22 protein-coding genes and 2 pseudogenes are annotated in these 23,803 nt (G+C 43.3%); 12 read left to right on the forward strand and 12 right to left on the reverse strand.

Annotated features, from left to right (window positions below; translation table 11 throughout):
- The first annotated feature begins 103 nt into the window (after window positions 1–103).
- The 4 genes from INR79_RS23355 (at window position 104) to cydX (ending at window position 4,587) form a co-directional block, all read left to right on the forward strand.
- A complete protein-coding gene (locus INR79_RS23355; RefSeq protein WP_223097139.1) occupies window positions 104–1,522 on the forward strand; it encodes a PLP-dependent aminotransferase family protein in 1,419 nt (472 codons plus the stop codon).
- A gap of 219 nt (window positions 1,523–1,741) precedes the next feature.
- Window positions 1,742–3,328: a cytochrome ubiquinol oxidase subunit I gene (locus INR79_RS23360; protein ID WP_022602705.1), complete on the forward strand. Its 1,587-nt coding sequence runs from the start codon at window positions 1,742–1,744 to the stop codon at window positions 3,326–3,328.
- A 10-nt stretch (window positions 3,329–3,338) separates the two neighbouring features.
- The gene (gene cydB / locus INR79_RS23365) at window positions 3,339–4,475 is read left to right on the forward strand and encodes a cytochrome d ubiquinol oxidase subunit II (RefSeq protein WP_223097140.1); all 1,137 of its coding nucleotides are present in this window, start codon (window positions 3,339–3,341) and stop codon (window positions 4,473–4,475) included.
- A 13-nt stretch (window positions 4,476–4,488) separates the two neighbouring features.
- Window positions 4,489–4,587: a cytochrome bd-I oxidase subunit CydX gene (gene cydX, locus INR79_RS23370; RefSeq protein WP_004405717.1), complete on the forward strand. Its 99-nt coding sequence runs from the start codon at window positions 4,489–4,491 to the stop codon at window positions 4,585–4,587.
- Between the two features lie 367 nt (window positions 4,588–4,954).
- On the opposite strand, the gene INR79_RS23375 is transcribed toward cydX, so the two are convergent.
- Both INR79_RS23375 and INR79_RS23380 read right to left on the reverse strand, forming a co-directional pair.
- The gene (locus tag INR79_RS23375) at window positions 4,955–6,304 is read right to left on the reverse strand and encodes a GGDEF domain-containing protein (RefSeq protein ID WP_022613282.1); all 1,350 of its coding nucleotides are present in this window, start codon (window positions 6,302–6,304) and stop codon (window positions 4,955–4,957) included.
- Window positions 6,301–7,302, reverse strand: a complete 1,002-nt coding sequence (locus INR79_RS23380; protein WP_223097141.1) for an ABC transporter substrate-binding protein — start codon at window positions 7,300–7,302, stop codon at window positions 6,301–6,303. The genes INR79_RS23375 and INR79_RS23380 overlap by 4 nt, the downstream gene beginning before the upstream one ends.
- A 500-nt stretch (window positions 7,303–7,802) precedes the next feature.
- Between INR79_RS23380 and INR79_RS23385 the strand changes: the two genes are divergently transcribed.
- The 5 genes from INR79_RS23385 (at window position 7,803) to INR79_RS23405 (ending at window position 11,280) form a co-directional block, all read left to right on the forward strand.
- Window positions 7,803–8,978 carry an MFS transporter gene (locus INR79_RS23385; protein ID WP_223097142.1) on the forward strand — a complete coding sequence of 392 codons (1,176 nt, stop codon included), beginning with the start codon at window positions 7,803–7,805 and terminating at the stop codon, window positions 8,976–8,978.
- 67 nt (window positions 8,979–9,045) lie between these two features.
- Window positions 9,046–9,261, forward strand: a complete 216-nt coding sequence (locus tag INR79_RS23390) for a DUF3820 family protein (protein ID WP_004405721.1) — start codon at window positions 9,046–9,048, stop codon at window positions 9,259–9,261.
- Window positions 9,262–9,300: 39 nt separating this feature from the next.
- Window positions 9,301–9,543: a hypothetical protein gene (locus INR79_RS23395; RefSeq protein ID WP_223097144.1), complete on the forward strand. Its 243-nt coding sequence runs from the start codon at window positions 9,301–9,303 to the stop codon at window positions 9,541–9,543.
- 377 nt (window positions 9,544–9,920) lie between these two features.
- A complete protein-coding gene (locus INR79_RS23400) occupies window positions 9,921–10,325 on the forward strand; it encodes a DUF6088 family protein (RefSeq protein WP_022602507.1) in 405 nt (134 codons plus the stop codon).
- 1 nt (window position 10,326) lies between these two features.
- A complete protein-coding gene (locus INR79_RS23405; RefSeq protein WP_223097146.1) occupies window positions 10,327–11,280 on the forward strand; it encodes a nucleotidyl transferase AbiEii/AbiGii toxin family protein in 954 nt (317 codons plus the stop codon).
- Between the two features lie 37 nt (window positions 11,281–11,317).
- Here the strand turns inward: INR79_RS23405 and INR79_RS28180 are convergent, their stop codons facing one another.
- The 8 genes and pseudogenes from INR79_RS28180 to INR79_RS23430 form a co-directional block, all read right to left on the reverse strand.
- The gene (locus INR79_RS28180; RefSeq protein ID WP_262415414.1) at window positions 11,318–11,959 is read right to left on the reverse strand and encodes an IS66 family transposase; all 642 of its coding nucleotides are present in this window, start codon (window positions 11,957–11,959) and stop codon (window positions 11,318–11,320) included.
- A 29-nt stretch (window positions 11,960–11,988) separates the two neighbouring features.
- Window positions 11,989–12,447, reverse strand: coding sequence for an IS66 family transposase (locus INR79_RS28185; RefSeq protein ID WP_262415415.1), 459 nt, complete (start codon window positions 12,445–12,447; stop codon window positions 11,989–11,991).
- 26 nt (window positions 12,448–12,473) lie between these two features.
- Window positions 12,474–12,740, reverse strand: a complete 267-nt coding sequence (locus INR79_RS28190; RefSeq protein WP_262415416.1) for a DUF6444 domain-containing protein — start codon at window positions 12,738–12,740, stop codon at window positions 12,474–12,476.
- A gap of 147 nt (window positions 12,741–12,887) precedes the next feature.
- Window positions 12,888–13,097, reverse strand: a pseudogene (locus tag INR79_RS28275) (alpha-amylase family glycosyl hydrolase); the annotation flags it as partial.
- 330 nt (window positions 13,098–13,427) lie between these two features.
- A complete protein-coding gene (locus INR79_RS23415) occupies window positions 13,428–15,140 on the reverse strand; it encodes a metallophosphoesterase family protein (RefSeq protein WP_223097148.1) in 1,713 nt (570 codons plus the stop codon).
- Between the two features lie 2 nt (window positions 15,141–15,142).
- Window positions 15,143–16,186: a hypothetical protein gene (locus INR79_RS23420; RefSeq protein WP_223097149.1), complete on the reverse strand. Its 1,044-nt coding sequence runs from the start codon at window positions 16,184–16,186 to the stop codon at window positions 15,143–15,145.
- Window positions 16,186–17,235: a hypothetical protein gene (locus tag INR79_RS23425; protein ID WP_223097150.1), complete on the reverse strand. Its 1,050-nt coding sequence runs from the start codon at window positions 17,233–17,235 to the stop codon at window positions 16,186–16,188. Before INR79_RS23425 ends, INR79_RS23420 begins: the two co-directional genes overlap by 1 nt.
- A gap of 320 nt (window positions 17,236–17,555) precedes the next feature.
- Window positions 17,556–18,032, reverse strand: a pseudogene (locus tag INR79_RS23430) (alkyl sulfatase C-terminal domain-containing protein).
- A gap of 242 nt (window positions 18,033–18,274) precedes the next feature.
- Here INR79_RS23430 and INR79_RS23435 point away from each other — a divergent pair.
- Window positions 18,275–19,555, forward strand: a complete 1,281-nt coding sequence (locus tag INR79_RS23435) for a serine hydrolase domain-containing protein (RefSeq protein WP_223097151.1) — start codon at window positions 18,275–18,277, stop codon at window positions 19,553–19,555.
- Window positions 19,556–19,632: 77 nt separating this feature from the next.
- Here the strand turns inward: INR79_RS23435 and INR79_RS23440 are convergent, their stop codons facing one another.
- On the reverse strand, window positions 19,633–19,881 hold the full coding sequence (locus INR79_RS23440; RefSeq protein WP_004405752.1) for a hypothetical protein: 249 nt from the start codon (window positions 19,879–19,881) through the stop codon (window positions 19,633–19,635).
- A gap of 363 nt (window positions 19,882–20,244) precedes the next feature.
- Here INR79_RS23440 and INR79_RS23445 point away from each other — a divergent pair, with 363 nt between their 5' ends.
- Window positions 20,245–22,707: a M9 family metallopeptidase gene (locus INR79_RS23445; protein ID WP_223097152.1), complete on the forward strand. Its 2,463-nt coding sequence runs from the start codon at window positions 20,245–20,247 to the stop codon at window positions 22,705–22,707.
- Window positions 22,708–22,820: 113 nt separating this feature from the next.
- Here INR79_RS23445 and INR79_RS23450 read toward each other — a convergent pair whose 3' ends face one another.
- Window positions 22,821–23,234: a helix-turn-helix domain-containing protein gene (locus INR79_RS23450; protein ID WP_262415417.1), complete on the reverse strand. Its 414-nt coding sequence runs from the start codon at window positions 23,232–23,234 to the stop codon at window positions 22,821–22,823.
- Window positions 23,235–23,275: 41 nt separating this feature from the next.
- Between INR79_RS23450 and INR79_RS23455 the strand changes: the two genes are divergently transcribed.
- A complete protein-coding gene (locus tag INR79_RS23455) occupies window positions 23,276–23,776 on the forward strand; it encodes a DUF2938 family protein (RefSeq protein ID WP_223097153.1) in 501 nt (166 codons plus the stop codon).
- Window positions 23,777–23,803: the final 27 nt, after the last annotated feature.

The following is a 23,803-nucleotide window of genomic DNA, read 5'->3' on the forward strand; positions in this document are numbered from 1 at the left end:
TGTACGTTGTACTCGCTTCTATAATTCTGGCTCTGGCATATTAGGGCGGTTTGAGTTTATATTCCTAGGCCAAACAGAAGGTTAAGGGCGAAAGGCAAAGCTAATGAAGAAACCGCAAAAGCTGGCTAACGATTTAAAAAAGCAGATCGAACATAAGATCTGGCTGAGCGGTGAAAAGCTTCCTTCCATACGCGCAACCTGTAAGCGATATAAGCTGAGTATAGAAACGGTACTGCAAGCGTATCAGTTACTCGAAAATCAGGGATACATTCATGCTAAACCCAAATCCGGCTATTATGTAATGCCTCAGAGAGGGATTCATATCGGTGATAGTAAGGTAAAAAAGCTAGAACCGTTTCCGGTAAAAATCAGCGACCTGCTTTACGACGTTCTCCACCGAGCCAAAGACCCGAGCATCATCCCACTTAGCAGCGCCTTTCCTGATCCTGCTTTGTTTCCGCATCAGGCATTATCCCGCAGCCTGGCTAACGCAAGTCGGCAGATGCCGAGTAACAGTATGCTGACCAACTTACCTCCCGGCAGTGAATCTTTGCGTCGGCAAATTGCTCAGCGCTATCAGCAACGTGGGTTAAATGTGCTGCCAGAGGAAATCGTGATTACCTCTGGTGCTATGGAGGCTCTGAATCTTAGCCTTCAGGCCTGCACCAAGCCGGGCGACAGAGTGGCCATTGAATATCCGGCTTTTTATGGTGTGCTACAGGCGTTGGAACGTTTGAATCTGGAAGCGGTAGAAATTCCAACAGACCCTGAATCAGGTCTGGATCTCGATGTGTTGGAATCGGCGCTTAAAAGCATGGACATAAAAGCATGCTGGTTTATGACCTACGCGCAAAACCCTGTGGGGTATTCGCTAACGGACAAGCAAAAGCAAAGACTTGCCGAATTGATGGAGCAGTACAAGACGCCCATGATTGAAGACGATGTCTACGGCGAGCTGTATGCCGGAACCACTCCGCCATTACCTTCTAAAGCCCATGACAAGGGAAATCAGATTTTGCTTTGCGGCTCGTTTTCCAAATCCCTGTCACCGGGTTTCAGGATTGGTTGGGTGGTTGCAGGTGATAAAACGTTAACCATTCAGCGGTTGCAGCACCTTTCCACCTTATCGACCAGCATTCCAATCCAGCTAGGGCTCTCTCACTATCTGACTTACTACAGTTACGACAATCATTTAAGAAAGATCCGCCGAACGTTAGCGGCGAGAAAGGCAGATCACATTGCCTGTCTCGAAAAGCATTTGCCCGAAGGGGTGAAAATTCACGGTCGCAAAGGAGGGTATTTTCTTTGGGTAGAGCTTGATCCGTCAATCAATGTGGAAGTGCTTTACGAAAAAGGAATAGAGGAAAATCTCTCTATCGCGCCCGGGATCATATTCAGCAGCGACAAAAAATTCTCCCATCATATTCGCATCAATACGTCGTATGAGTGCGAAGAGAACATTCGTGCGGGGATAGAAAGTTTGGGGCAGATAGTCCACGCCTTGCAAGATCCAAAGTGCTGACTCAACTGTTCTGAAAACTGTTCCTAAATCTGTTCTAGTTACGTAATTCGAGGATGTGGTGGAATACGCCAAAGTCGAGCTGTTCAACGTGCTACATCCTAGGCTATGAGACATTAAACACAATTCAATAGTGAAAGATCTCTGAACCAGGATGAACAACGAGAAGCTCGGTGTTTTCATCTATCTGGAATGCATCTTGGCGGATGTTTTGGAGCCTCAATGTTTGATGTGGTTGAGTTATCGCGGTTGCAGTTCGCGTTAACCGCAATGTTTCACTTTCTTTTTGTGCCGCTCACGGTCGGCATGTCTTGTTTACTCGCGATTATGGAATCTGTCTATGTGATGACTGGTAAAGTCATTTACAAAGACATGACCCGTTTCTGGGGCAAACTGTTCGGAATCAATTTTGCCCTTGGGGTGTCAACAGGGCTGACCATGGAGTTCCAGTTCGGAACCAACTGGTCTTACTATTCTCACTATGTTGGCGACATATTTGGTGCCCCCCTTGCCATTGAAGCGTTAGTCGCGTTCTTCTTGGAATCCACTTTTGTTGGTCTGTTCTTTTTTGGCTGGGACAGGCTAAGTAAGCGACAGCATCTTATGGCGACCTGGCTGGTGGCACTGGGTTCGAGTTTTTCTGCACTCTGGATTCTGGTGGCAAATGGCTGGATGCAAAATCCAGTGGGGTCGGAGTTTAACTACGTCACCATGCGAATGGAAATGGTGAGCTTTGCTGAAGTGGTGCTCAACCCCGTTGCGCAGGTGAAATTTGTCCACACCGTGGCCTCGTCTTATACCTGTGGCGCTATGTTTATTTTGGGCATCAGTGCGTACTACCTCTTAAAAGGGCGGGATGTTGCGTTTGCCCGTCGTTCGTTCGCCATTGCAGCGTCTTTCGGCATGGCTTCCATCGTATCGGTGATCATTCTGGGGGATGAATCCGGCTACGAGTTAGGCGATGTGCAAAAGGTGAAGCTAGCAGCCATTGAAGCAGAATGGCACACAGAGCCAGCACCAGCGGCATTCACCCTTGTCGGTATTCCTGATCAGGAAGCCATGCACAACGACTATGCGATCAAAATTCCTTACGTGATGGGAATCATTACAACCCGTTCTCTGACAGAGCAAGTCACGGGTCTGATAGATCTCAGGGAAGAGCATATCGATCGTATTCGAAACGGCATGAAAGCCTATGAAATTCTCGAACGCTTAAGAGAAGGCGAGAAGTCAGCAACAACGATAGAAGCGTTCGATGACGTGAAACATGACCTTGGCTATGGGTTGTTGCTTAAGCGCTACACAGACAACGTTACAGATGCCACCGAAGAGCAGATCCAGCTAGCGGCAGATGATTCGATTCCTACGGTATGGCCGTTGTTCTGGTCATTCAGGATCATGGTGGGTTGTGGCTTTATCATGCTGTTTGTTTTCGGCATGGCATTTTTGCAGACTTGTCGACACAAAATTACTCAAAAGACCTGGGTTCTTAAAGCGGCATTTTACAGCATTCCTCTGCCTTGGATTGCCATCGAAGCAGGGTGGTTTGTCGCGGAATATGGCAGGCAGCCTTGGGCGGTCGGTGAGATTTTACCTGTTGATATCGCCGCTTCCGCTTTACCAGTGCAAGAGCTCTGGTTATCTCTCGGCATAATTCTGGCTCTCTATACCGTGTTTATGGTGGTGGAAGCGTATCTGATGATCAAAGTTGCGCGTAAAGGTCCAAGCAGCCTGAAAACAGGGCGTTACCACTTTGAAAACCAACCTGCTGGCGTTGAAGCAACGCTAGGCAAACAAGTCATGGTGTAGGAGGCATCGGATGTTTGAATATGAGACTTTACGTTTGATCTGGTGGGTTCTGATTGGTGTTTTACTTATCGGCTTTATGGTCACCGACGGATTTGATATGGGGGTCGGTGCTCTGGTGCCATTTGTCGGAAAAGACGAGTACCAACGACGCCTGATGATAAACTCCATTGCTCCGCACTGGGATGGGAACCAAGTCTGGCTGATTACGGCTGGAGGGGCGCTGTTTGCGGCGTGGCCACTGGTTTATGCCACTTCTTTTTCGAGCTTTTATCTCGCTATGTACCTAACGCTGGCAGCGCTGTGGTTTCGACCGCTAGCACTGGAATATCGGGCGAAGATTGAATCGGCTAAATGGAAACAGTATTGCGACATTGCGATTTCGTTTTCAGGAGGCATACCACCCATCATGTTTGGTGTCGCCTTCGGAAACCTGATCCAAGGCATTCCTTTTGAGCTAAACAGCCTGCTCATGCCGAGCTATCACGGCAGCTTTATCGAGCTTCTTAATCCGTTTGCGTTGTTGTGCGGCGTTGTCGGTTTGTGTATGGCTCTGTTGCAGGGATCTACCTGGCTACTGATGAAATCGAGTGAAGAGGTATACCTCCGAGCGAGGAAAATTGCACAAGTTATTGCTTTGGTTTTGGTCGCTCTGTTTATGTTAGGTGGTTGGATGCTGTTTGATGTGAACGGCTATCAGATTACCAGCCCTATGGATCTGAACGCTGATTCAAACCCTGTGGTAAAAGAAGTGCTGTTGCAAAAAGGATTGTGGTTTGAAAACTATCGCCAGTACCCGCTAATGGCAATAGCTCCGATTGTTGGCTTTATTGCACTATTTAGCGCTTCTCTTGCGGCGCGGCTAAGCAAAAACGGTCTCGCTTTTGTTTCTAGCAGCTTAGCGAATGCATCTATTGTTGCGACCGCCGGATTCACCATGTTTCCTTTTATCATTCCATCCAGCCATTCACCTGATCATAGCCTGACGCTATGGGATGCAACCTCTAGCGAACTGACGCTCAACGCCATGACTTTAGTTGCCTTTGTTATGGTTCCCGTCATTCTGGGCTACACCTCATGGACTTACTACAAAATGTTCGGGCGACTGGACACTAAGTTTGTCAAAGAAAACTCGAACTCATTGTATTAAACGGAGGTTAGTGATGTGGTATTTCGTATGGATTTTGGGGTTACTGCTGGCAGCAGCATTTGGAATCATCAACGCGTTGTGGTTGGAATACAGCGATGCAATGGATGAGTAACCGACCTTAGTTAAAACAGAATCAAAGGGTTCGGGTCGTCTCGAGCCCTTTGTCTTATTTGCTGCACTGAAAGGGGGGATTTAATTAGATTGAGTTCAGACTACTTGTTTGAATTCAGCGTCATGAACATAGTCTTATCGCATTTTCATTTATTAAGTATGGTGCCTTCATATTTGTCTCCCGTTTAAAACAAAACTAAAAAGCGATCAGAAAATGCCACCTTTTGCATAGATGGGAAAGAACTGAAAAGCGTACGGTTATCAGTACTGGGTATAAGGTCTTTTATAAAATTGAAACGGAAAGGCAAGTCCCAAAAATGAGAGCTTTTAAGGTTCGCGGTACGTTAAATAGTGATGTGAATACAAGATTACGTACTGCATTGAGTCTGTCTTAGCTCTTTGGCTGCGTAAATCAGTTCACCTTCACTGTTGCAGCAAACATTGCCTTCTATGGATTTGGCACTGTACATAGCAACATCAGCAAGCTGAGTCAGCCTGTCCGCACTTTTTGTCTGATTTGGAAAATAGCTGACGCCAATACTGCAACCAACGAAAAGATCCTGACCGCAGTATGAGATGGGCTCAGTTACCGACTGAATGATTTGTTCGGCTTTGGTTTTCACCACGTCAAAGTTTTCCAGTAGGTCAAGGCAAACGACAAACTCGTCTCCCCCTTGTCGACCAGCAAAATCAGACTTACGAATACATTGTTGAAGCCTTCGTGATACCTCAACCAGAATGGCGTCTCCGGCATCATGCCCCTGTGAATCGTTCACAGCTTTAAAGTCGTCTAGGTCGATAAACAGCAGGGCAATCTTATAACCTGTGCGGTTTGCTTTGTTAATGGCATCAGAAAGAGAACGTTCTATGGCACGACGGTTCATTAAATCCGTCAGAGGGTCATGTTCAGACAGGAACTGAAGTTGCGCTTTCTGCTGTTGCAGTTTCATTGTCTGCCTTGCTATTTCTGCCTGAAGTTCGTCTTTGGTTACTGTCGATTCACGTAACGACATTGCCATCTTGTTGAAGAAATTCGCCATTACGAGGAATTCGCGATCAAATTTTTCGGGTTTGATTTGATAGTCAAGATTTCCGCGCTTTAACTGAGTGAGCGCTTTTTTCATGGAACGTTCACCCAAACGGAAGCGAACCAGAATCCTGTAGGCAAAACCACAAATCGAAATGGAGAAAATCACCAGCCCACAAGACAGGTAAAAAATGGCATTTGATAGGGTTTCTGCGTCTTTCGACAGTATTCTCTGTTGGGTGAGTGCCAGCTCTTCTGTCATGTTCTGAATGATCATGTTGTAGCGGGACTGGAGCAACACATCACTATTAAGCAGCCGTGTTGAAGCTGGCTCATTTTGGCTCGGTTTGAGTTGTTGTTCCTTCTGAATTAAAGAAGCTAGGCTTTGGTTCATCTTTTGAAGATTAGTGGTGTGACCGTATCGGAATTCAAAATCCGTTAAACGCTCATCCAGCTCTTTTTGTGCAAGCTCAACCTGATTAAGGCTTAGCGAGTCTTTGTATTGCATAAATAGCCAAAGCTGGCTTCGCAACAGATCCACACCTAACTGAATTCTAACCAGCTGATTGAGTTCATGCTCCGTACGAGTTTGCTCCTGAAATATACGATACATAGAAGCCGCAATAGTGACGGTAAGAAACAGCGTCGTGAAGAATAAAAGACACAGCTTTTTAAACAATGAACCTGTCATTGCAGCTCCTTTTGTCTTTTCAGTGCTTCTAACGGACGTCTGTCGATAATCTGCCGAAAGTCTGGGGTACGGTCATGAGTCAACCCACGCTCTATTGCCCACCTGGATTGCAGTTGAAGGTTGGTTAACAGTGAGTTTCCAATACTCAATCTGAATACGTAATCTTCCCAGGACCATCGTATTTGATGAACCTCTACGTTCAGAACCTCCGCCAGCAGACTCATGGCGTGTTCAGGGTTTTGATGAATCCAGTGATTGGCTTCATTTAAAACTTCGAGGATCTTTTTCGCTTCCATGTCTTGTTCTTCACTTGGGTTAGTGTGAGAAATCAGATTAAACGTTAACTGGTAGATGCCCTTAAAACCTAAGTTGACCACTTCCTGAGTCGATCTTAGGTTAGTCAGGTAACCATATGGCTCCCAGGTTGATATCGCATCGACCTGAAAAGACAACAGGGCAGGGACCAGTTCTGATGGATTTAAGTAAATACGCTCCACAGGCATATCGAGCAGATTCTCCGCAATCAGCAGAGAATCAAAATAGAACTCGCTGGCGCTGGCTTTTACTATGCCGACCCGGCGACCTTCTAAGTCTGAAATACGATTAATCTTTAGCGGTCTCAGGCTTAGGAGTTTTACGTCGTTATCCGATTCAACAAAACTGGCGAGCAGTCTGGTTCCCAGCTTTTCAAAGCTTTGAAACATCACCACGGTTTCTGATGCGGTTGCGTAATCGGTTTTGCTTTCTAGTAAATCTTCAGCACACGCAACGCCACTTGTACACGGGACAATCTCGACATTCAGCCCCTTCGTCTCAAACAAGTTGAGCTTGTCTGCCACGATAAAAGGGGCACTCAAAGGCGTCTGAGATACGCCAATCATGATGGGTGCCGTTTTGTCATCTTCAGGGAAAAGCAAAAGACCGAAGTACTTTGAGAACAAAAGTACTATCAGGAAAAGACCAGCCAACCCAAGCAGACGTTTATGCGTGTTTTTCATATGTCTAACAATATGAAATATAGTGATTATGCGGGTAAGCATAGACCTAAATTTGGTGCTGTGCTGAAGAACGGGATATTTTCGCTCCAATTTAGCTCAAAAACTTGCTATTAAGCACCGTTTGAAATTAAAAGCCTTACAATCGTTGCAAAGCGAAAAATTGTTAAATCAGTCAGTTGGCAGCCAATTGTTGTCTTTAATGTTAGTAAGTTGAAAGATTGGTATAGGGAGCATTTTAAACCTTGAAATGTGACGGTGGTCTCGTTAGAAACAAGAGTTTTTAGGCTCTTCTTTGAACCAAAACCAGCGCACTTGATTCGAGTTCGGCAGGGGGTGAATAGGCACAAATAGACAGATTAAATGCCTACTGACATCTGCTTTTTGAATACTCAGATAAACAAGAAAGACTTGGTGTTCATCACTTGCTCCAAATTGTTAATCTTTAGGATGAAATTGATTTACACTCGCATTCAATAAGACCACAAATCAAGCTTAATGAAATGGACAATCAACGTCAGGGATCGACAAAAAACGTATTCTATCTTGGCTTAGTCAGCTTTTTTACCGACGCCGCGAGCGCGATGGTTAACCCGGTTCTACCGCTGTTTTTAGTGATTGTGCTAAGCACAGACATGCAGCAGGTCGGCGTAGTGCTGGCAGTGACCACCGTGGTGTCTTATTTACTTCGATTTGTATCTGGTTCCCTAAGCGACAGATTTGATCGCAATAAGCCCATGCTCATACTCGGCTACAGCATCTCTGCTTTGGCAAAACCTTTGTTTTCAACAGTTGGAGCCTGGCAGGAAGTTGCGACACTTAAATCGGTTGAAAGGTTTGGTAAGGCGCTAAGAGCGGCTCCCAAGGACAAATTGATTGGTCTTTCCAGCAAAAAAGGGAAAGAGGGAAAAGGCTTTGGTTTGCACAAAGCCATGGATGTAGCCGGCGAATTCAGTGGTCTGGCTGTTCTGCTGCTTGTTATGGTTTACTTCGGAACCAGCGAGGAAACTTTCCGAACTCTCTTTCTGTTTACCATTATTCCGGGTTTGCTGGCCGTGTTGGTTTTAGCCTTTTGGGTACGTGATATTAAAGGTGGGGTAAGTAAAAAGAAATCAACGGCCATAAAGCTGGAACCAAGCCTCAGAACGCCTGTGATTACTTTCTGTTTTATGGCGATGTGCTCTTTTGGGGAAGCATTCTTCTTACTGCTTGGTAACGAACAGGGGATGTCTTTACCCACTCTGCTAACAATTCTTGTAGTGATTCGCGCAAGTCAGTTCGGTTTGAGTTTCCTCATCATAAACATCAACGACCGCTTAAAGCCTGTTCAAATGCTCTCTATAGGGTACACCGTAGGGTTAGCTTCCATGACGATCCTTTACCTGTCACCTCAATACCTCTTCATTCTGGCGTTTGCCGTCTCTGGCATCCACGACCTGATAATCATCAATGCGATCAGGACGCACATCAGTAAATTCGCTTCTAATAAAGGTGCAGCATTTGGCATGTTTTACTTGTTGTACGCGATCTTCTCCGCGGTCGGTCTGGCACTGATTGGCTGGTTATGGGAAAGCCACGGCAGTCAGTTTGCAATACTTGCGTGTCTGCTTGGTTCTGCCTGTGTATTTATCATCCATTTGATCAGCACAAAGCCTCTGCCGCTTAAAACGACGACATGATTAGGGATATAGAAAACAACCTGAGTCTGATAGGCTTAGGCATATCTTTAAAGCGAAACACAATGCGATGTTAGAAAAAGAAAACCTCCTCAAACTTGCGCGTATGCAAATGCCTTATGGAAAGTACGCGGGAAGAGTATTGATAGACTTACCCGAAGAGTATTTGCTCTGGTTTGATAAGAAAGGCTGGCCAAAAGGAGAGCTAGGTGACTTACTCAAACTATGCCTAGCGCTAAAAATTGAAGGGCTTGATAGCGTGGTTAAGCCTTTAAAGCGAATGTAACCCACCACAGCACGCCTCATTACAACTAAAAGACATACTATGAATTTTGATATCAATGCACTGAGACACCACCAACTGGTCGAAGATGGTCAACTAGAAGGGTGTTACATTCATCAGCCAGCCCAAGGCAGCCAGCAAGACGACAAAGCCGTTTTGGCAGAACGCCAAGCGCTAGAAAAAATGGGATACAAGGTAGTACAGGTTAAAGCCAAAGGCGGAACAACAACGTTTGCCGAGGCGATGCAAAAGTTTGCGAAGAAGACGGGTCATCAGCCTAAGTAATAAGTGGTTTTGAACTGCGACATTCTTCTTAAACTCTCTCAAAAGAAAAGCCCTACAAGCTTGGGGTATCTGTTGAATTTGCACAAGGTTCGAAATCGAAGAAAACATCACGAAGCTGGATAATATTCGCTATTTTGGCGTTGAAATAGAGGATGCGCTGAATATCTTGAAAGGAGGGCAGAACATAGCAAGGTCAGGGAGTAATATAGAATAAGGTCGTTGTCATTGTTTCTAATTAAATGTTTATAAATACAATATTTTATGTAGTTAATTGTCAGTTATCAAGACGTATTTATACTTCTGTGTATGCCGTATTTATTCCTATAATTACAACCTTGCGTTATACTTCGAAAACGTACGAAAGTTAGGGGGTTCAAATGACAGCAGTTGATCGTGTTTATCAAAAGATAAAGCGTTCCAGACGCTATGTTTTTGAGCGCAAAGACTTTGATGGTTTTGCCAGCTACGACCAAATTGGTCGAGCGCTAAGGCAGTTGGTCAAACAAGGTGAGTTAATAAAGCTTGGCTATGGTCTCTACACCAAGGCAAGGATTAACAGTTTAACAGGCAAGCCTATGCCCACTAACCCAGGTGGAAGCGATGCTCTGATGCGTGAGATATTAAAGATGAAAGGCATCGATTTTGAGATAGACAGCCTATCTTTGCAAAGCCTGTCCGGTGAAAGCACCCAAATTCCATCATCCGTTCAATACTCATGGAATCCCAAACAGTTTAATCGCAAATTGGTTGTCGGTAACCGAGTGTTAAATTCGCCAAGTTAATATGGAAAAACTAAAACAACAATTCCTTGAGGTTTCCGATGCGCTTGAGCTCGGAAACCCAGCCATCATTGAAAAAGATTATTGGGTTGTTGCGCTATTGTCTGAGCTAGCTAAAGTGAAGGCAGACTCTCATCAAATGGTCTTTTCTGGCGGTACAGCCCTTGCAAAATCAAACGTTAAAATTCTTAGAATGTCTGAAGATGTAGACATTAAATTAATCCCCAAACCAGCGTTTAATGAGCTAAGCCGCGCTAAAAAGAAAGCGGCTCGTAAAATATGCATTAACGAGATCGAACAGATCATCACTCAATCAAAGCTATTTACGATTGAAGAGCGTACTGTAAATGATGAATTTCGTTATGTTGAATTCGAATTCAGATACCCACAGCAATTTAGCCAGTCACCATGCCTTCGTCCCATCATTAAACTGGAGTTGATGGAAACAATCCCGTTACTCGATGTAGAACCCCGCAACATTCAATCACTGGTTGCAGAGCTGTATAAACAACCACAAGAAGTGAGCGCTTTCGATTGCATTTCTATCCACGCTACTTTAGTTGAAAAAGTGATTTCAATGTTACGCCGTACCATGTCGGTGAAGCGCGATGCACAGCGTAAGGATGATGCCACACTAGTACGCCATATCTATGATGTTTACTGCATTTTAAAGACAGAAGAGCAGACAGAAAGCCTAGACCTTGAGGCGCTAACACCGTTATTTAAAACAGTGTTAGAAGAGGATATTGAGCGTTTTGGCAGTCAACATGCAGAGTTTGTTGCCAACCCAAAACAAGAGCTACAACTCGGATTGCAAGAAATTGAAGAAAACCCAGCCTTCCACCAACGCTTCCAAGACTTTGTTACGCCAATGGTGTTTAGCGCCGAGCCTCATGATTTTGATACCTGTTTTGCGTCTTTTAAGCGCATTGCAGAGTCGTTAATTGAAGCAATTTAATCGTAAGCGTTCACCGGTAGGTACTTGACTCGGTAAGTTAGAGACTAAAGATATTTGGGTAAGGTTGGCGAAGGGTAACTGCCCGCACGATTTCTGTTAGCGCAGACAAGGTTGACATGCCTTGCTTATGGCAGGTTTCGACAGGTGAATGCACTCTACCCCTGAACTTGTCACCAGCATCAGATGTCGTGCCAAAGCTAATCTTACGCTGAATGACGCACCCACGTATTCGTCGCTCCGCTTCGTTGTTGGTCAGTGGTATCGAGGTATCGGTCAGGAACTGCCATAAGCTTTGTCGATGGGAGTGTAGTTTTTCACATCGACCTTTGTAACGCTGTACGATTATCCCACTGCCTTTTTGAAGCCAGTGGTTAAACGATTTCCGAAGCCTGTTCATACGCCGGATATATTGCTTGTACTGGATTTCTTCCCTATCAAGGCGGTGGCGAGTTCTAAAAACCATATTGGAGATAAGAGTTAGGCGTTGACCAACATGAGCGGTGTAACCCCCGCCACTATAATCAGCTAGTTGCTGTAGATTTCGCTTCACATGCGACCAGCACAGTTGGTGTTTTTCTGGCTTCAGCCAGTTATAGCTTGGGCATTGGTCGGTGACCACTAGACCCGTATAGTTCGGACCTAACATGGCCTTGGCAGAATGTGCTGAACGAGAGAACAAAATCTTTTCATAGACAAGGTTTTCATTGGCTACCAACCAGCACCAACGCTCTCTTCACCATTGCGAGGATGAGAAGTTTCGTCAACATGAACCAGCGGTGCAGTTTGAATACTGTCGCGGATTGCGTGATGTAAAGGGGTCAGCATGGAAGCAACTTTGGTCTGTGCTTCACTGATTGCACCAATAGAGAATGTTGTACCTAGTTGCTCTTTTAGCAGAGAACGGATCTTGCGGATACTTAAATGATATTGCCCTGCCAACACTGCGATATAGCTGAGTAGGTTAGGTCCCATAATGCCTTGTGGGACATTGTCGGGTTTCTTTGCTCTAACGACCTCACTACAGTGTCGGCACTGACCTGAAAATAGTCGGTACTCAGTAATATCAACCGTTGGCTTTGGTATTTCGTGTACTTGATGGCGATAAAACGGGTTATGGTGAACTGAGATTTGCGATTCATCACAGCACGGACAAGTTGAGTCAGGCAAGCAGTCAATGACAGTGTCAGTGTCCTTTAGTTTGGAGAGTTGTCGTTGACTCCCTGAGTGACCTTGTTTAGCTCCTCTCGAATTGCGGTCACCAGAGCTTTGAGCTTTTTTCGTTCAGCCCGCTCTTTTGGGTCATCAGAAGAAGGTGGTTTTGAAGAATTAGAGCAGCTAGTTTTCAGTTTATCTTCATAGTGGTGCAGTTGCTCCCACAGCTCTTCGATAAGCGCGTTTGCTTCATTGATATCAGAAGCAATAGGTGGTGCTTCTGCAAATTTGGACTTTTTCTTTTTCATATCTCCAGCATGAAGGCTGGAAATGATCACTCAAGAAGAAAAAGTAGATCAAGTGCGGTGGGTCACACTTGAATGTCAATAAGGGACTGGTGAACGCTTACATTTAATCTATTTCGAAAAAAGATGAGGACAGACAGTTGGAGAACAATTACTCATAATGGCTTGGGCGCATACATCGATACAAAGCACGTGTGCCAGTTTCAGCAATCGCTCTTCAATCAAGCCTCGACGATGTTCAACGCATTGGTTTTGCTGCGAATCGTAACCGCACAAGAATGAGCACCGAACACAGCGTGAAACACAGTGATAATAGGGTGTTGTTTCTAGATCAATTAAACGAGCAAGAGCTTTGGTCATGGTTAATGAAGCTCTCTTTAGACAGAAGAGGGTTCACAATACGCAAGACTTTAGAGTGGAAATGGGCGAGTGCAGCCTTAGTGGATTTAAGCGCAACTCAATGTAATAGATTGGTTTCGTATTTTCTTAGAGTGAGTGTCCCCGTTATTCCTTGCTTCTAGGCTCTATACATTTCGGATTTTGGAAAGTATTGATTAAGAACTGTAGTAAAAGTGCTACTGATAAACTGATACTAGAAGTTAAATAATTGAAATTTACTTGACGCCGACTCAAGTTCTAATGTTGACCTGAGTCGGTTAGGGTCTTACGCACACTTATATAAATTTGAGCCTATATAAGTAGTATTTCTGGTGCGAATACATCTTTCTCCGGCAATACATCGTTATCAAGCACAGGCATCTTAAAAGATGAACACACAGTATATGTATCCTTGAACTCATTGAGGTAGTTTAATCTATTTTGGTTTGGATCAAAAAGTACTACGAAACTATACACGTTTTTTCCATGAGTAATCCCCAGTTTTCTCTTTAAACTAACCAAAGTTTCCCCAGTCGCTACGACATCTGAGACAAAAATTATATGTTTTTTTCGACATATTATACTTTTCAACCGTTCGTTAATTGCTTCAACCTCATCATAAGAATCTCTATAACCTACACAGCAACTTCTGATATTAGTCCCTGCACCTAGCCTTGTTGCCAAAGCTCCCCCTAAGTTATTGAGACCAACAAATAAGTAGTCACAATTATTATTATGGGGGTTTTCTTTTTCAATCTCCTTAAACTTAAGTCTAAAACTTTCAATTACGTCAGAAAAAATAGTGGTGTGAGTTAAAATTCGACCTACAGAAACCCATACTAAGCTAGATGAATCCTTGTGAGTAGAAAATCTTCCAAATTTGTAGAGATTATTATCTTTAATAAAGTCGATAATATCTGAATCTAGCTCGGGCACAAAGTTAAGTTGAACAGAATTTTTATCGTATTTATTAACAGGTACATTGGCTGTCTCTTTGACGTCGTTAAGAACCTTGGTGCTGTCATTATTAATGATCAGTGTTTCAGTCTTTTCTACAGTTGGCATTGTACAACTATCTGATGTTCTGATCATTTTCAAGCTACGATGTTCCCATACCCCATCCATGTTACCGGAATTGTGGGTGAGTAAATTGTAGTAGTATAATTTTGCTGTTACGTTATTTAAGGTTGAGAAAACCGTAGCTTGCGAAGGAATGTCTGTATCCCACTCTTGTATATAGTTGAAACTTCCGGTTACAAGAGAGTAATACTGGTCCATGTCACATGAAAATTCCTCTAAATGAACATCACCAGAAAAACAATATATAGAACCAGAAATTGAGTGATTAGATTTCAATCTTTCTAGCAATAAATTCCCAAGGAGCCAAACATGTTTGTCGAACCAGCTTTTACCTTCCTTATTCTCATCTCGGCTACAGCGATGCATTAATTTTACTGCTGTTACAGGATGGTGACTTAGTACATATAAATTTTCAATTTTATGCGCTCCAACTCTTAAAATAGCACTATCTAGCCATTGAGCATCTGACTGTTTTTCTGAGGGGCAATGATTTGGATAACCTGTCTTATGATTTTTACCTATCGAGTTTAAACATAACACGGCATCAATTTTATTTACTCTGTAAAGCTTAAAGTAATCCGTTTCATCTAATAAATCGTCATCATGATTAAAGTTGCGCTCAAAATCTTTGTAATCGGACAAACAACCAGTATCCCGTATTACGTCATGGTTACCGTTGGTGATAAATACGTCACGATTAGATAGATTTGTATGTTCCAATAGGAATGAAATTATCTCATGTGCATGTTCAAACTTGCTTTTTATATTAGTATCGTTTTTTTCTGCTAGTATGAAATCTCCTGTAATAAATATTTTCTCTATTGATTCATTCTTGATCTGTTCTATAAATGACTTAAGGTAGGTGCCATAAAACGCTTTTCTTAAAGCTTCGTTATGATTAGTTGCAGACTTAATGTGCATATCTGTAATATGTAATATCTTCATTTTTAAGCTAACTCATATCTCAAATCATTAACGCAATCTTTTAGGTTGGTTAAGCTGTATAATTTTATACCAGAAGAAATATTTTCTTGCTTTGTGTATTTTCCAATAACAAATGCACTGTCTATTTTTCCTCCATAACTATGGCAATACATATCTGTAGTTTTAAGTTCACTACCTGCTATAAGAAAATCTCCTATATAAATTAAACTATGCTCTGAGTTAATATGTAAAGGTGTGGGCTCTGATAAGTCATAGTTTGGTCCAAGATGATCGATAATATATAAATCTACACCAAAATAATCTTGAAGAACTTCCCATACAGATAAAGCTATGGCAGAACCTCGCAAGCTTGAAGCAACTATGGTAATTATCTTGTTGATCTCTTTATCTATATTTATGACAATCAGGTCTACCATTAAAAGTATCATCCATTTAAAGCTTAATGGTTCAGAAATGATCTCTGATGCATTAAACTCTCCCGGTGCTAGTAATGGAGTCGAAGAGAGCTGTCTTTTGTTTTCGAACTCTATATAAGATGAAGAAACCAAATCTTTAACTAATTTTTCTTCAAAATACTTTATATTTTCAAAACGTTTACTTTGAGTTATAGCTACAATATCTTCCATAGTCATATTTATAGATATATAAGATATCTCGTCATTAACCATAGAGTTGATACATATAGGTGTTCCACCTTTTTTAAATTCTTTAGATGAATTATTAATTTGTTCAAAAGGCTTAGCAGGCTTAATATGGCTAGTAGTGACGAAGCAAAAGAGCTTTATTCCTTGTTCTAAAGCACATTGAATTAGATCTCGATAAATATGATCGTCGGTGTCTTCTATCTGATTGAAGTTAATTAATATGTATTCAAATGCGTCTAGATTAGGCACGTTTTGCAAATTCGATATAAAGAATTTTATATTGTCATGGTTGACTCTAGAAGGTGCTTCTTTACAATCCCAAGAGAATAAAGCCATTCGAGTATATAGAATATTATCTATCACATTAAAATATGATACATTCATTTTTTCACTAGCTCTCATTAATGATTCCCTGCCGCTCTTGTAGGAACTCTAAATGTAATTCTTGTTCCTCTTATAGAGTTATCCCACAACCTTGTGAATCCTCGCTCATAGTCATACTTAGTAAATCCCGAGGGAATAGGTAGTGAATTAAGTGCACTCTCGATATCGAATTCGTTTTTCGTATTATTGAAGTTGCGCCATAGATCGTTTGCCCAGACAATTTCTGCGCGTTCTGATGAGATAGAAATTGTTCCATTAAGACCTACTACAGTATTAATGGCTCTCTTGAGACCAAAGTCTTGATAATTTACAGTACTGGCAATAGCAATTGAAGATAAAAAAACGTTAGTCTTAATATCTGTAGAGTTTTGCAGCTTATTTTTCGACCGTAAACTTCTCCTCAAACCTACGCCTACATCTACTACTGTAATCTCAATAAAGTACCTATTTCTTTGTAATCCAACAAATGCTGTTGAATCTCCCCATAGTAAAGAGTTAGTTACCAGCTCTGAACAAGTCCTAGAGAGTATTGTTGCTATGTCATCATGTGAGTGTTCAAAATGATATTTTGAAAATAGTGATTCACAACTTCTAACAATTTTATGGCGATATGATTCACGATGTATCATCTTCCATTGGTCAAGTTCATCTTTGTCCGTAATATTGGGTTTATCCCGAATTGCAGGGTAACTTAATATTTTGGTATATGGGCTAATATTAGAGGCTCTTCCTCCACCAATGGTGAAAGGCCAATCAAACAACTCATATTTATCGGCTACTAAAAAAAATTCAATGTCTTCAAGGAAACCGATAATTTTAGGGTTCCAATCAAGTAGAACTTCTTGTTTGCTGGAGCTATATTTATCCACTCGTTTAGCAATGGCTAGAAAGAATGCACATGCAGAGACATCTATTTTTCCGATTTTTAGGCTAGTTAGATCCCATGTTACATGGGGAATATCACCCGTTTTCCAGTCGCTGTTGAAGTCGACCAACTTGTTGCTGACATGAGAATAAACAGAAGCCACACTTTCTAATGCGCCAACTGAAATTACCAAATTTTTCATCTCCCGAGATCCCTATTTCTATACAACTGTATCGTTGTAATAAACTAAGCAAATGTTAGCATATGCACATCTACATTTCAGTCATTTACTCAGTCTCTTTTTGAATACTTGGAGCTACAAGCGCACTTTTTAAGTGTATAAGGCCACCTCACCGTTTACGTACTAATTAAAGCTATAGCATTTAAGATTTTGTTGAGAGGATTTCTTTGCTTTGACAAAAACGACTGCCACAATGCGACTTGGATTAGCTTCGGTCGTTCATAAAAAATGGGACTTTAAAGTCCCATTTTTCGTTACACATTCAGCTTGTTTACTGGTGTTTAGTGTTTGTGCTGGTACAGGTTGGCGTCTACTTCTTTGCCTTTCGCTGGACGAGGGACAATTTCAAAGCTGGTATCGAAGTCTACAAGCGAGTCCTGTAGTTTAGTCAAAACCTCTGTTATCCCTTTAATGCCTGCCTGCTTGAGTCTTAAAAGCGCCGTTAAGTCGGTGTTACCCAGTAGCATTTGAGTAATGTCCGCTTTATTTAGGTAAAGCGTAGCATCGGCTTCTTTTTCGCTGTCTACCTTACCGTTGCTTAGGTTGCCATTCGACATCTCTACAAAATAAATCTCACCAGTGTCGGGCACAACCACGTTCATCGAGAATGGTGTAAATTACGCTTTCTTAGAATCCACTCGCACAGCGATGTAGTCCAACAAGTTCTCTACCGTCATTTCAGACAATACATCTGGCGATGCCGTTTTCGGTGTGTGAGGTAAGGTGTCGCTGATTTCCGTTTTAAGGACACCAAGCAATTTGGCTTCCTTTTAGCCGACAAACAGGCAGGTAAGTTCCACTTAGAGGTTTCTCACTTTTCATTTCAATGAACGCACGTACCCAAACAATTAAAATTTCTGGTTTCCGCGGATTGAACCATCCTGTCAGTAAATAGACTGATATTGTAACATGGTTTGACATAAAACAATATTTGACTTGTTTACCCTCTTATAATGGTGCTTAATGAGTTTCATAATTAAGACCAAAATTGGGGAAGATCATGAAAAATAGCAGTTTAGTTACCGCGATACTTATGTCATTTATGTTTAGTGCCAATGCCGCGACCTTTCATCAGGAAGATGTGGAATTTATTAAACAGGCTGAATCACTTGGTCTCGAACGTTCTGCGTGGGATCAGGGGGAGTTTGCGGCAATGACTTTCCCAAACGCTTATAAACTGACTCGTCACTACAGCATTTCTGCTGGTGAAGGAGCTGTACCTCCTCAACGCTTAGTTGAAGAAAACTTGCTGGACTTGAACAAGCTGGAAGGGCTTGACGCGGATGGCAAGCACAGCCTGTATACGATATTACGCGACCGCCTGAAAAATCATGCCATGGTGGTGATTAAGGGTGACAAGATCATTCATCAGCACTATTTCAACGGTATGACAAAAGACTCCACGCATCTTGATATGTCGGTCACCAAGTCTCTCACTGCCACGCTTGCGGGTATTGCTGTTAGCGAAGGTAAGCTTGATATGTCGAAGAACGTCGAGTTTTACCTTCCTCAATTCAAAGGAACCGCTTTTGAAGGCTCTACTGTTCAGGAAGTCTCTGATATGCGAAGTGGTTTAGCCATTAAAACGCCACCACATAAGTCATGGGATCCAAGGTTAACCGAGTCACAGGAATGGCATGGTAAGAATGATTCTGGGCTTCACGGAATTAAAGATTACCTTGTTTTGATCGACGAGCGTAAGTATCCAACTGGTGAGGTTTACCAGTACCAAGACCCAAATACTGAGGTACTGGGTATGGTGGTTGAGAAAGTCACGGGAAAAATGCTGGCTGACTACCTAGAAGAAAAAGTCTGGAAAAAGCTGGGTGCTGAAAACAACGCGTACTGGATGGCCGACCCAGCGGAGTATGTTGTTGCTTCTGGTGGTTTGAATATGACGACACGAGATCTGGCTCGTGTTGGTAAGATGATTGTGAATGACGGTAAAAACTACTTAGGTGAGCAAGTCATTCCAAAAGGCTTTATTGATGCGTTGTGGCAGGGCAATGATGAAGTCCGTTCGGCTTGGAAGAAAGGCAAAGAATCCGCACTGATCAGCGATGCCTGGTATAAAGACCAGTATCGAGTTTTGAATCTGGGTGATCACAAGGTTCTTGTGATGATTGGTATTCATGGTCAGGTGTTGGCGATGGAGAAAGAAACAGGAACGGTCATCGCGATGAATGGTGGTTACCCGCAAACTGAAACTCCACGTATGGCGAATTTAATCTTCGGTCAGGTTATTCCAGCTGTTTTGGCCGAAGCAAAGAACATCAAGTAATTATTTTTGTTTCTTGCCTTCTGTGAGTTATTAAAAAACCGGCTGTCTAGCCGGTTTTTCTGTTTATGCCTGCTTTGTTAATGCTTACGGCTTGGACCGTTGCGTACCATGTCTTTCCCGTTTTCGTACACATGGCTAGACACCCAACGGCCAAGCAACAGCTGGTGGTTGTCATCCAGCACGGCAACAAACGGACGACCATCGGCATTGGAAGTCGCCAGTGCAATACCCGCAACTCCATTCAACCCCAGGCTGCCAGACTCGACAGAGATAAGAAATTGCTCAAGCTCATCTAAGGTTTCAATTATCGGGAGATCGTTATTCATTTTGTTTTCCTGTACTTCGTATTTCTATGGCGCGCTGTGGAGGCACCCTATGTTTCAATGAGCGTACTGTACCTACAAATCGTAATGAATGGAATCTTGAGGGTAAGCGCTGCTAACCAAAAAGCCAGACCCATTTCTGACTTTTCTATTTCCAATCAACGGATTTTATCTTTTTTGTTTCAACAGGTTGTGCAACGTTTACGGAGAGAGGTAATCACCATATTGAGCAGTTTGTTTGTAAATTAGAGTATATATTCTATTTCCTGAACTGAGCTCATAAATTTTATGCAACTTAATTCACCTTGTTGAGAATAAGGAATATAACAGCGCCCTCAAACATATAACTAATTAATGAGTGTTGTTATGTCTCATACCCGTATATTTCCACGTCATCGCTTGGCGCTAGCTTGTGTACTTGCCAGTGTTTCCAGTTTCTCCTTTGCTCAAGAGCAGTGTGATATTCCCGAACTTCAACATGCACCTGATCTTGCTTTAGCCGTCTCTGAGGCGAACCATAATTGCTATGGTGCTTGGTTCTCTGCACCTGCTGATTCACTGAACGACATTTACAGTGAAGCGAGCCTAAGCCGTATTCAAATTGCGTTGAACCAAGCCATTGCTGGTTACAAAGGTGAGGCAGAGCAAGCCCGCAAACTAGAAAACCTTGGTGAGTTTGTACGTGCTGCTTACTACGTTCGCTATAACGCGCAACAGCCAGACTTTTCACAGGCATTAGGTCAACGTTTTGCTCAGTCGATTAATGCGTTTTTAGCCAACCCACACGCTTTAGAACAAGGTCGCGAACAAGTGGGGGCGATGAAAAGCCTGACTTTGATGGTCGATAACGTAAAACAGCTTCCCTTGACGATGGGCGCACAACTTACGGCACTGCGCCAGTTCAATCGTGAAACGGCGAAAGATACGCAGTGGGTGGATGGGCTGAACAATCTCTTTCGTGCAATGGCTGGTCACGCTGCGCGAGATGAATTCTACAACTATATGGCGAGCAACACGCAACACATCGACACGTTGGCGGTGTTTGCTCGTGATAACGCTTGGGCATTGGATACAGACGCGAGCTTCTTGGTTTATAACGCTATACGCGAAACCGGCCGTTTGCTAGCAAGCCCAGACCAAAAAACCAAAGAGAAGGCACTGCGTGTGATGCAACAAGTGATGGAACAAAACCCACTTGGTAGTGAACACGATAAGCTTTGGTTAGCGGCGGTTGAGATGATGAACTACTTCGCGCCAGAGTATTTGAACGGTCTGGATTTAGATCAGGCGAAACGTGATTTGGCGGCTCGCGTGCTGCCTAACCGTCATGAGTGTGATGGTCCGGCAATCATTCGCTCTCAAGATTTAACGCAAGCGCAGGCTGTTGAAGCTTGTGAGGTTTTAGCGGCAAAAGAGGCAGACTTCCACCAAGTGGCGAACACGGGTCATCAGCCTGTGGCGGACGACAACAACGAGCGAGTCGAAGTCGCGGTGTTTGCGAACAATGGCAGTTACGTGGATTACTCGTCTTTCTTGTTTGGTAACACGACGGATAATGGCGGTCAGTATCTTGAAGGGGATCCGGCTCAGGCAGGTAACGTAGCACGTTTTGTCGCCTACCGTTTCGCTGATGGTGACGAGCTTTCAATTCTCAATCTAGAGCATGAATATGTTCACTATCTAGATGCACGCTTCAATCAATATGGCTCATTCAGCGATAACTTGGCTCATGGTTACATTGTGTGGTGGTTAGAGGGTTTTGCTGAGTACATGCATTATAAGCAAGGCTACGACGCGGCGATTGGTGTGATTGCTGATGGAAAGATGAGCCTGTCGGATGTGTTTGCGACGACTTATTCCCATGATACGAATCGCGTTTATCGTTGGAGTTACTTAGCGGTACGCTTTATGTTGGAAGAGCATTCGCAAGAGGTAGACCGTTTACTGGCGCTTTCTCGTTCTGGTCAATTTGCAGAGTGGGCAACGCAGGTTCAATTATTGGGAGAGCAATACAACGGTGAGTTTGATCGTTGGTTAGATTCTGTCTCTGGTGAACCAGAGCAGCCTAATCCAAATCCAAACCCAGACCCAAATCCAGGTGAGCCGACAGAGCCTTCGGATCAAGTAACCCCGTTAACAGCAAATCAAAGCGTGGTATTGAGTGGTGGGGCATACAGCGAGCAGTTGTTCTACGTTGATGTGCCAGAAAACGCCACTCACTTTGAAGTCGAGATCCAAGAGGGTAGTCAAGGCGATGCGGATTTGTACATGAGCTTTGAAAAAGAAGCCCATTACTACGACTTTGAGTTCAGCCAATATGGTACGGGCAGTAATGAGATCGTGACGTTTGAACCAGAGCCATCGGGTTACATCAAACCGGGTCGTTACTACATGAGCATAACAGGTCGAACTGCGTTTGATGCGGTCACACTAACGGCTTCATTGGAAACCAAAGCTCCAACACCACTCACACCTGAGCAAGATGACTTAGCGCCAGTGGTATTGGAATCGGGTGAAGCACAGACCTTAACGGTACACCAACAACGCTATGCTGCGGTTTATGTCCCGCAAGGTGTTCAAGAGGTGCGTGTGTGGCTAACGGGTAAAAATAGCAATACCGAAAATGCTAGCAAGCCAAACAATGGCAACGTGGATCTGTACGCGAGCCGAGCTTACTGGCCAACAGCAGAGCAGCACGAATACATATCTAATTATTCGGGCAGTAATGAATACCTGCAAATTCCAGTGACAGAAGCGGGCTATTTGCACTTCTTGTTGAACGCGCCGCAACAAGGGGATGAAGTTGAGATGTTGGTACATTTTCACTAACTAACGCTTGGTAAACAAACTTAAAGCCGAACCTCTGTGTTCGGCTTTATTTGTTTGTGTTTTATACCTACCGAATACTCATGGATGCTAAAAGCTAGTCTATGCCAAAGGGCTTACAACTCTCTGAGCATTTTTTGAAATGAAGGACACTGCAAATGATCTTTAGCCGGACAATTGGCGACGTGAAGCAAACTGTCTTTAATGCAAATCAACTGGCGGATGGAACGTTCAATGTCATCGACCTTATTGAGTAAGGCTTGCCGGTCGATATTCAGGTCGCCAGACTCATCAAACATACCGCGAATTTCATCCAGCGATAGACCCGCTTTTCTGCCCAAATTAATCAAAGCCAGTTTTTGAAGCACCTCTTTTGGGTACTGCCTACGCAATCCTTTTCTTCCTGCAGAGTGGATGAGCCCAATGGATTCGTAATATCTCAGTGCTGATAAGTTCAAACCGCTTTGTTTAGCAACCGTGCCTATATCCAACATAGTTATTGACTTGAAGTTAGCTTTAAGTAGTAGCATCTAATCACTTTGTTGCACAAAAAGAAAGGACAGAAAAGGAAATGAGAGAAATTGTGTTGCAGGCACTGGTGATTGGAGTAGGTGCAACGGCATTTATGGATGTTTTTGCCTGGCTGCAAAAAAAACTATTGAACCTGCCATCGTTGGATTATTCGTGGGTCGGACGTTGGATGCTGTGCATGCGAAAAGGGCAGTTTATGCATTCACCCATTATGGCAACACCACAACAACGAGGTGAAACAGTATTAGGGTGGGTTGCACACTATGCCATTGGAATCGCATTTGTCTGGATTATGTTGTGTGCTTACCCGCAGTGGCCCGAATCACCAAGTTTGGTTGTCGCACTATTCACTGGGTTTGTGAGTGTGGCGGCACCATTTCTGATTATGCAGCCTGCGTTTGGGCTTGGAGTAGCGGCACAAAACACGCCAAAACCTAACATGGCAAGAATCAGAAGCGTCGTGGCTCATTTATCATTTGGGTTCGGAATTTATCTGACAACAGTCTCAATAAAACTGCTCATTTATCCTTATTCTTTATAGGGTTAGCGTTTATCATCTTTTGGCATA

This window comes from Vibrio sp. SCSIO 43132 (assembly GCF_019904195.1).
GTDB classification, from domain to species: Bacteria; Pseudomonadota; Gammaproteobacteria; order Enterobacterales; family Vibrionaceae; genus Vibrio; species Vibrio nigripulchritudo.

Excerpts from the sequence above, each read along its gene's own strand:
- INR79_RS23355 (WP_223097139.1), top strand. The coding sequence starts at position 104 with ATGAAGAAACCGCAAAAGCTGGCTAACGATTTAAAAAAGCAGATCGAA.
- INR79_RS23360 (WP_022602705.1), top strand. The coding sequence starts at position 1,742 with ATGTTTGATGTGGTTGAGTTATCGCGGTTGCAGTTCGCGTTAACCGCA.
- cydB (WP_223097140.1), top strand. The coding sequence starts at position 3,339 with ATGTTTGAATATGAGACTTTACGTTTGATCTGGTGGGTTCTGATTGGT.
- cydX (WP_004405717.1), top strand. The coding sequence starts at position 4,489 with ATGTGGTATTTCGTATGGATTTTGGGGTTACTGCTGGCAGCAGCATTT.
- INR79_RS23375 (WP_022613282.1), bottom strand. The coding sequence starts at position 6,304 with ATGACAGGTTCATTGTTTAAAAAGCTGTGTCTTTTATTCTTCACGACG.
- INR79_RS23380 (WP_223097141.1), bottom strand. The coding sequence starts at position 7,302 with ATGAAAAACACGCATAAACGTCTGCTTGGGTTGGCTGGTCTTTTCCTG.
- INR79_RS23385 (WP_223097142.1), top strand. The coding sequence starts at position 7,803 with ATGGACAATCAACGTCAGGGATCGACAAAAAACGTATTCTATCTTGGC.
- INR79_RS23390 (WP_004405721.1), top strand. The coding sequence starts at position 9,046 with ATGTTAGAAAAAGAAAACCTCCTCAAACTTGCGCGTATGCAAATGCCT.
- INR79_RS23395 (WP_223097144.1), top strand. The coding sequence starts at position 9,301 with ATGAATTTTGATATCAATGCACTGAGACACCACCAACTGGTCGAAGAT.
- INR79_RS23400 (WP_022602507.1), top strand. The coding sequence starts at position 9,921 with ATGACAGCAGTTGATCGTGTTTATCAAAAGATAAAGCGTTCCAGACGC.
- INR79_RS23405 (WP_223097146.1), top strand. The coding sequence starts at position 10,327 with ATGGAAAAACTAAAACAACAATTCCTTGAGGTTTCCGATGCGCTTGAG.
- INR79_RS28190 (WP_262415416.1), bottom strand. The coding sequence starts at position 12,740 with ATGAAAAAGAAAAAGTCCAAATTTGCAGAAGCACCACCTATTGCTTCT.
- INR79_RS23415 (WP_223097148.1), bottom strand. The coding sequence starts at position 15,140 with ATGAAGATATTACATATTACAGATATGCACATTAAGTCTGCAACTAAT.
- INR79_RS23420 (WP_223097149.1), bottom strand. The coding sequence starts at position 16,186 with ATGAGAGCTAGTGAAAAAATGAATGTATCATATTTTAATGTGATAGAT.
- INR79_RS23425 (WP_223097150.1), bottom strand. The coding sequence starts at position 17,235 with ATGAAAAATTTGGTAATTTCAGTTGGCGCATTAGAAAGTGTGGCTTCT.
- INR79_RS23435 (WP_223097151.1), top strand. The coding sequence starts at position 18,275 with ATGAAAAATAGCAGTTTAGTTACCGCGATACTTATGTCATTTATGTTT.
- INR79_RS23440 (WP_004405752.1), bottom strand. The coding sequence starts at position 19,881 with ATGAATAACGATCTCCCGATAATTGAAACCTTAGATGAGCTTGAGCAA.
- INR79_RS23445 (WP_223097152.1), top strand. The coding sequence starts at position 20,245 with ATGTCTCATACCCGTATATTTCCACGTCATCGCTTGGCGCTAGCTTGT.
- INR79_RS23450 (WP_262415417.1), bottom strand. The coding sequence starts at position 23,234 with ATGCTACTACTTAAAGCTAACTTCAAGTCAATAACTATGTTGGATATA.
- INR79_RS23455 (WP_223097153.1), top strand. The coding sequence starts at position 23,276 with ATGAGAGAAATTGTGTTGCAGGCACTGGTGATTGGAGTAGGTGCAACG.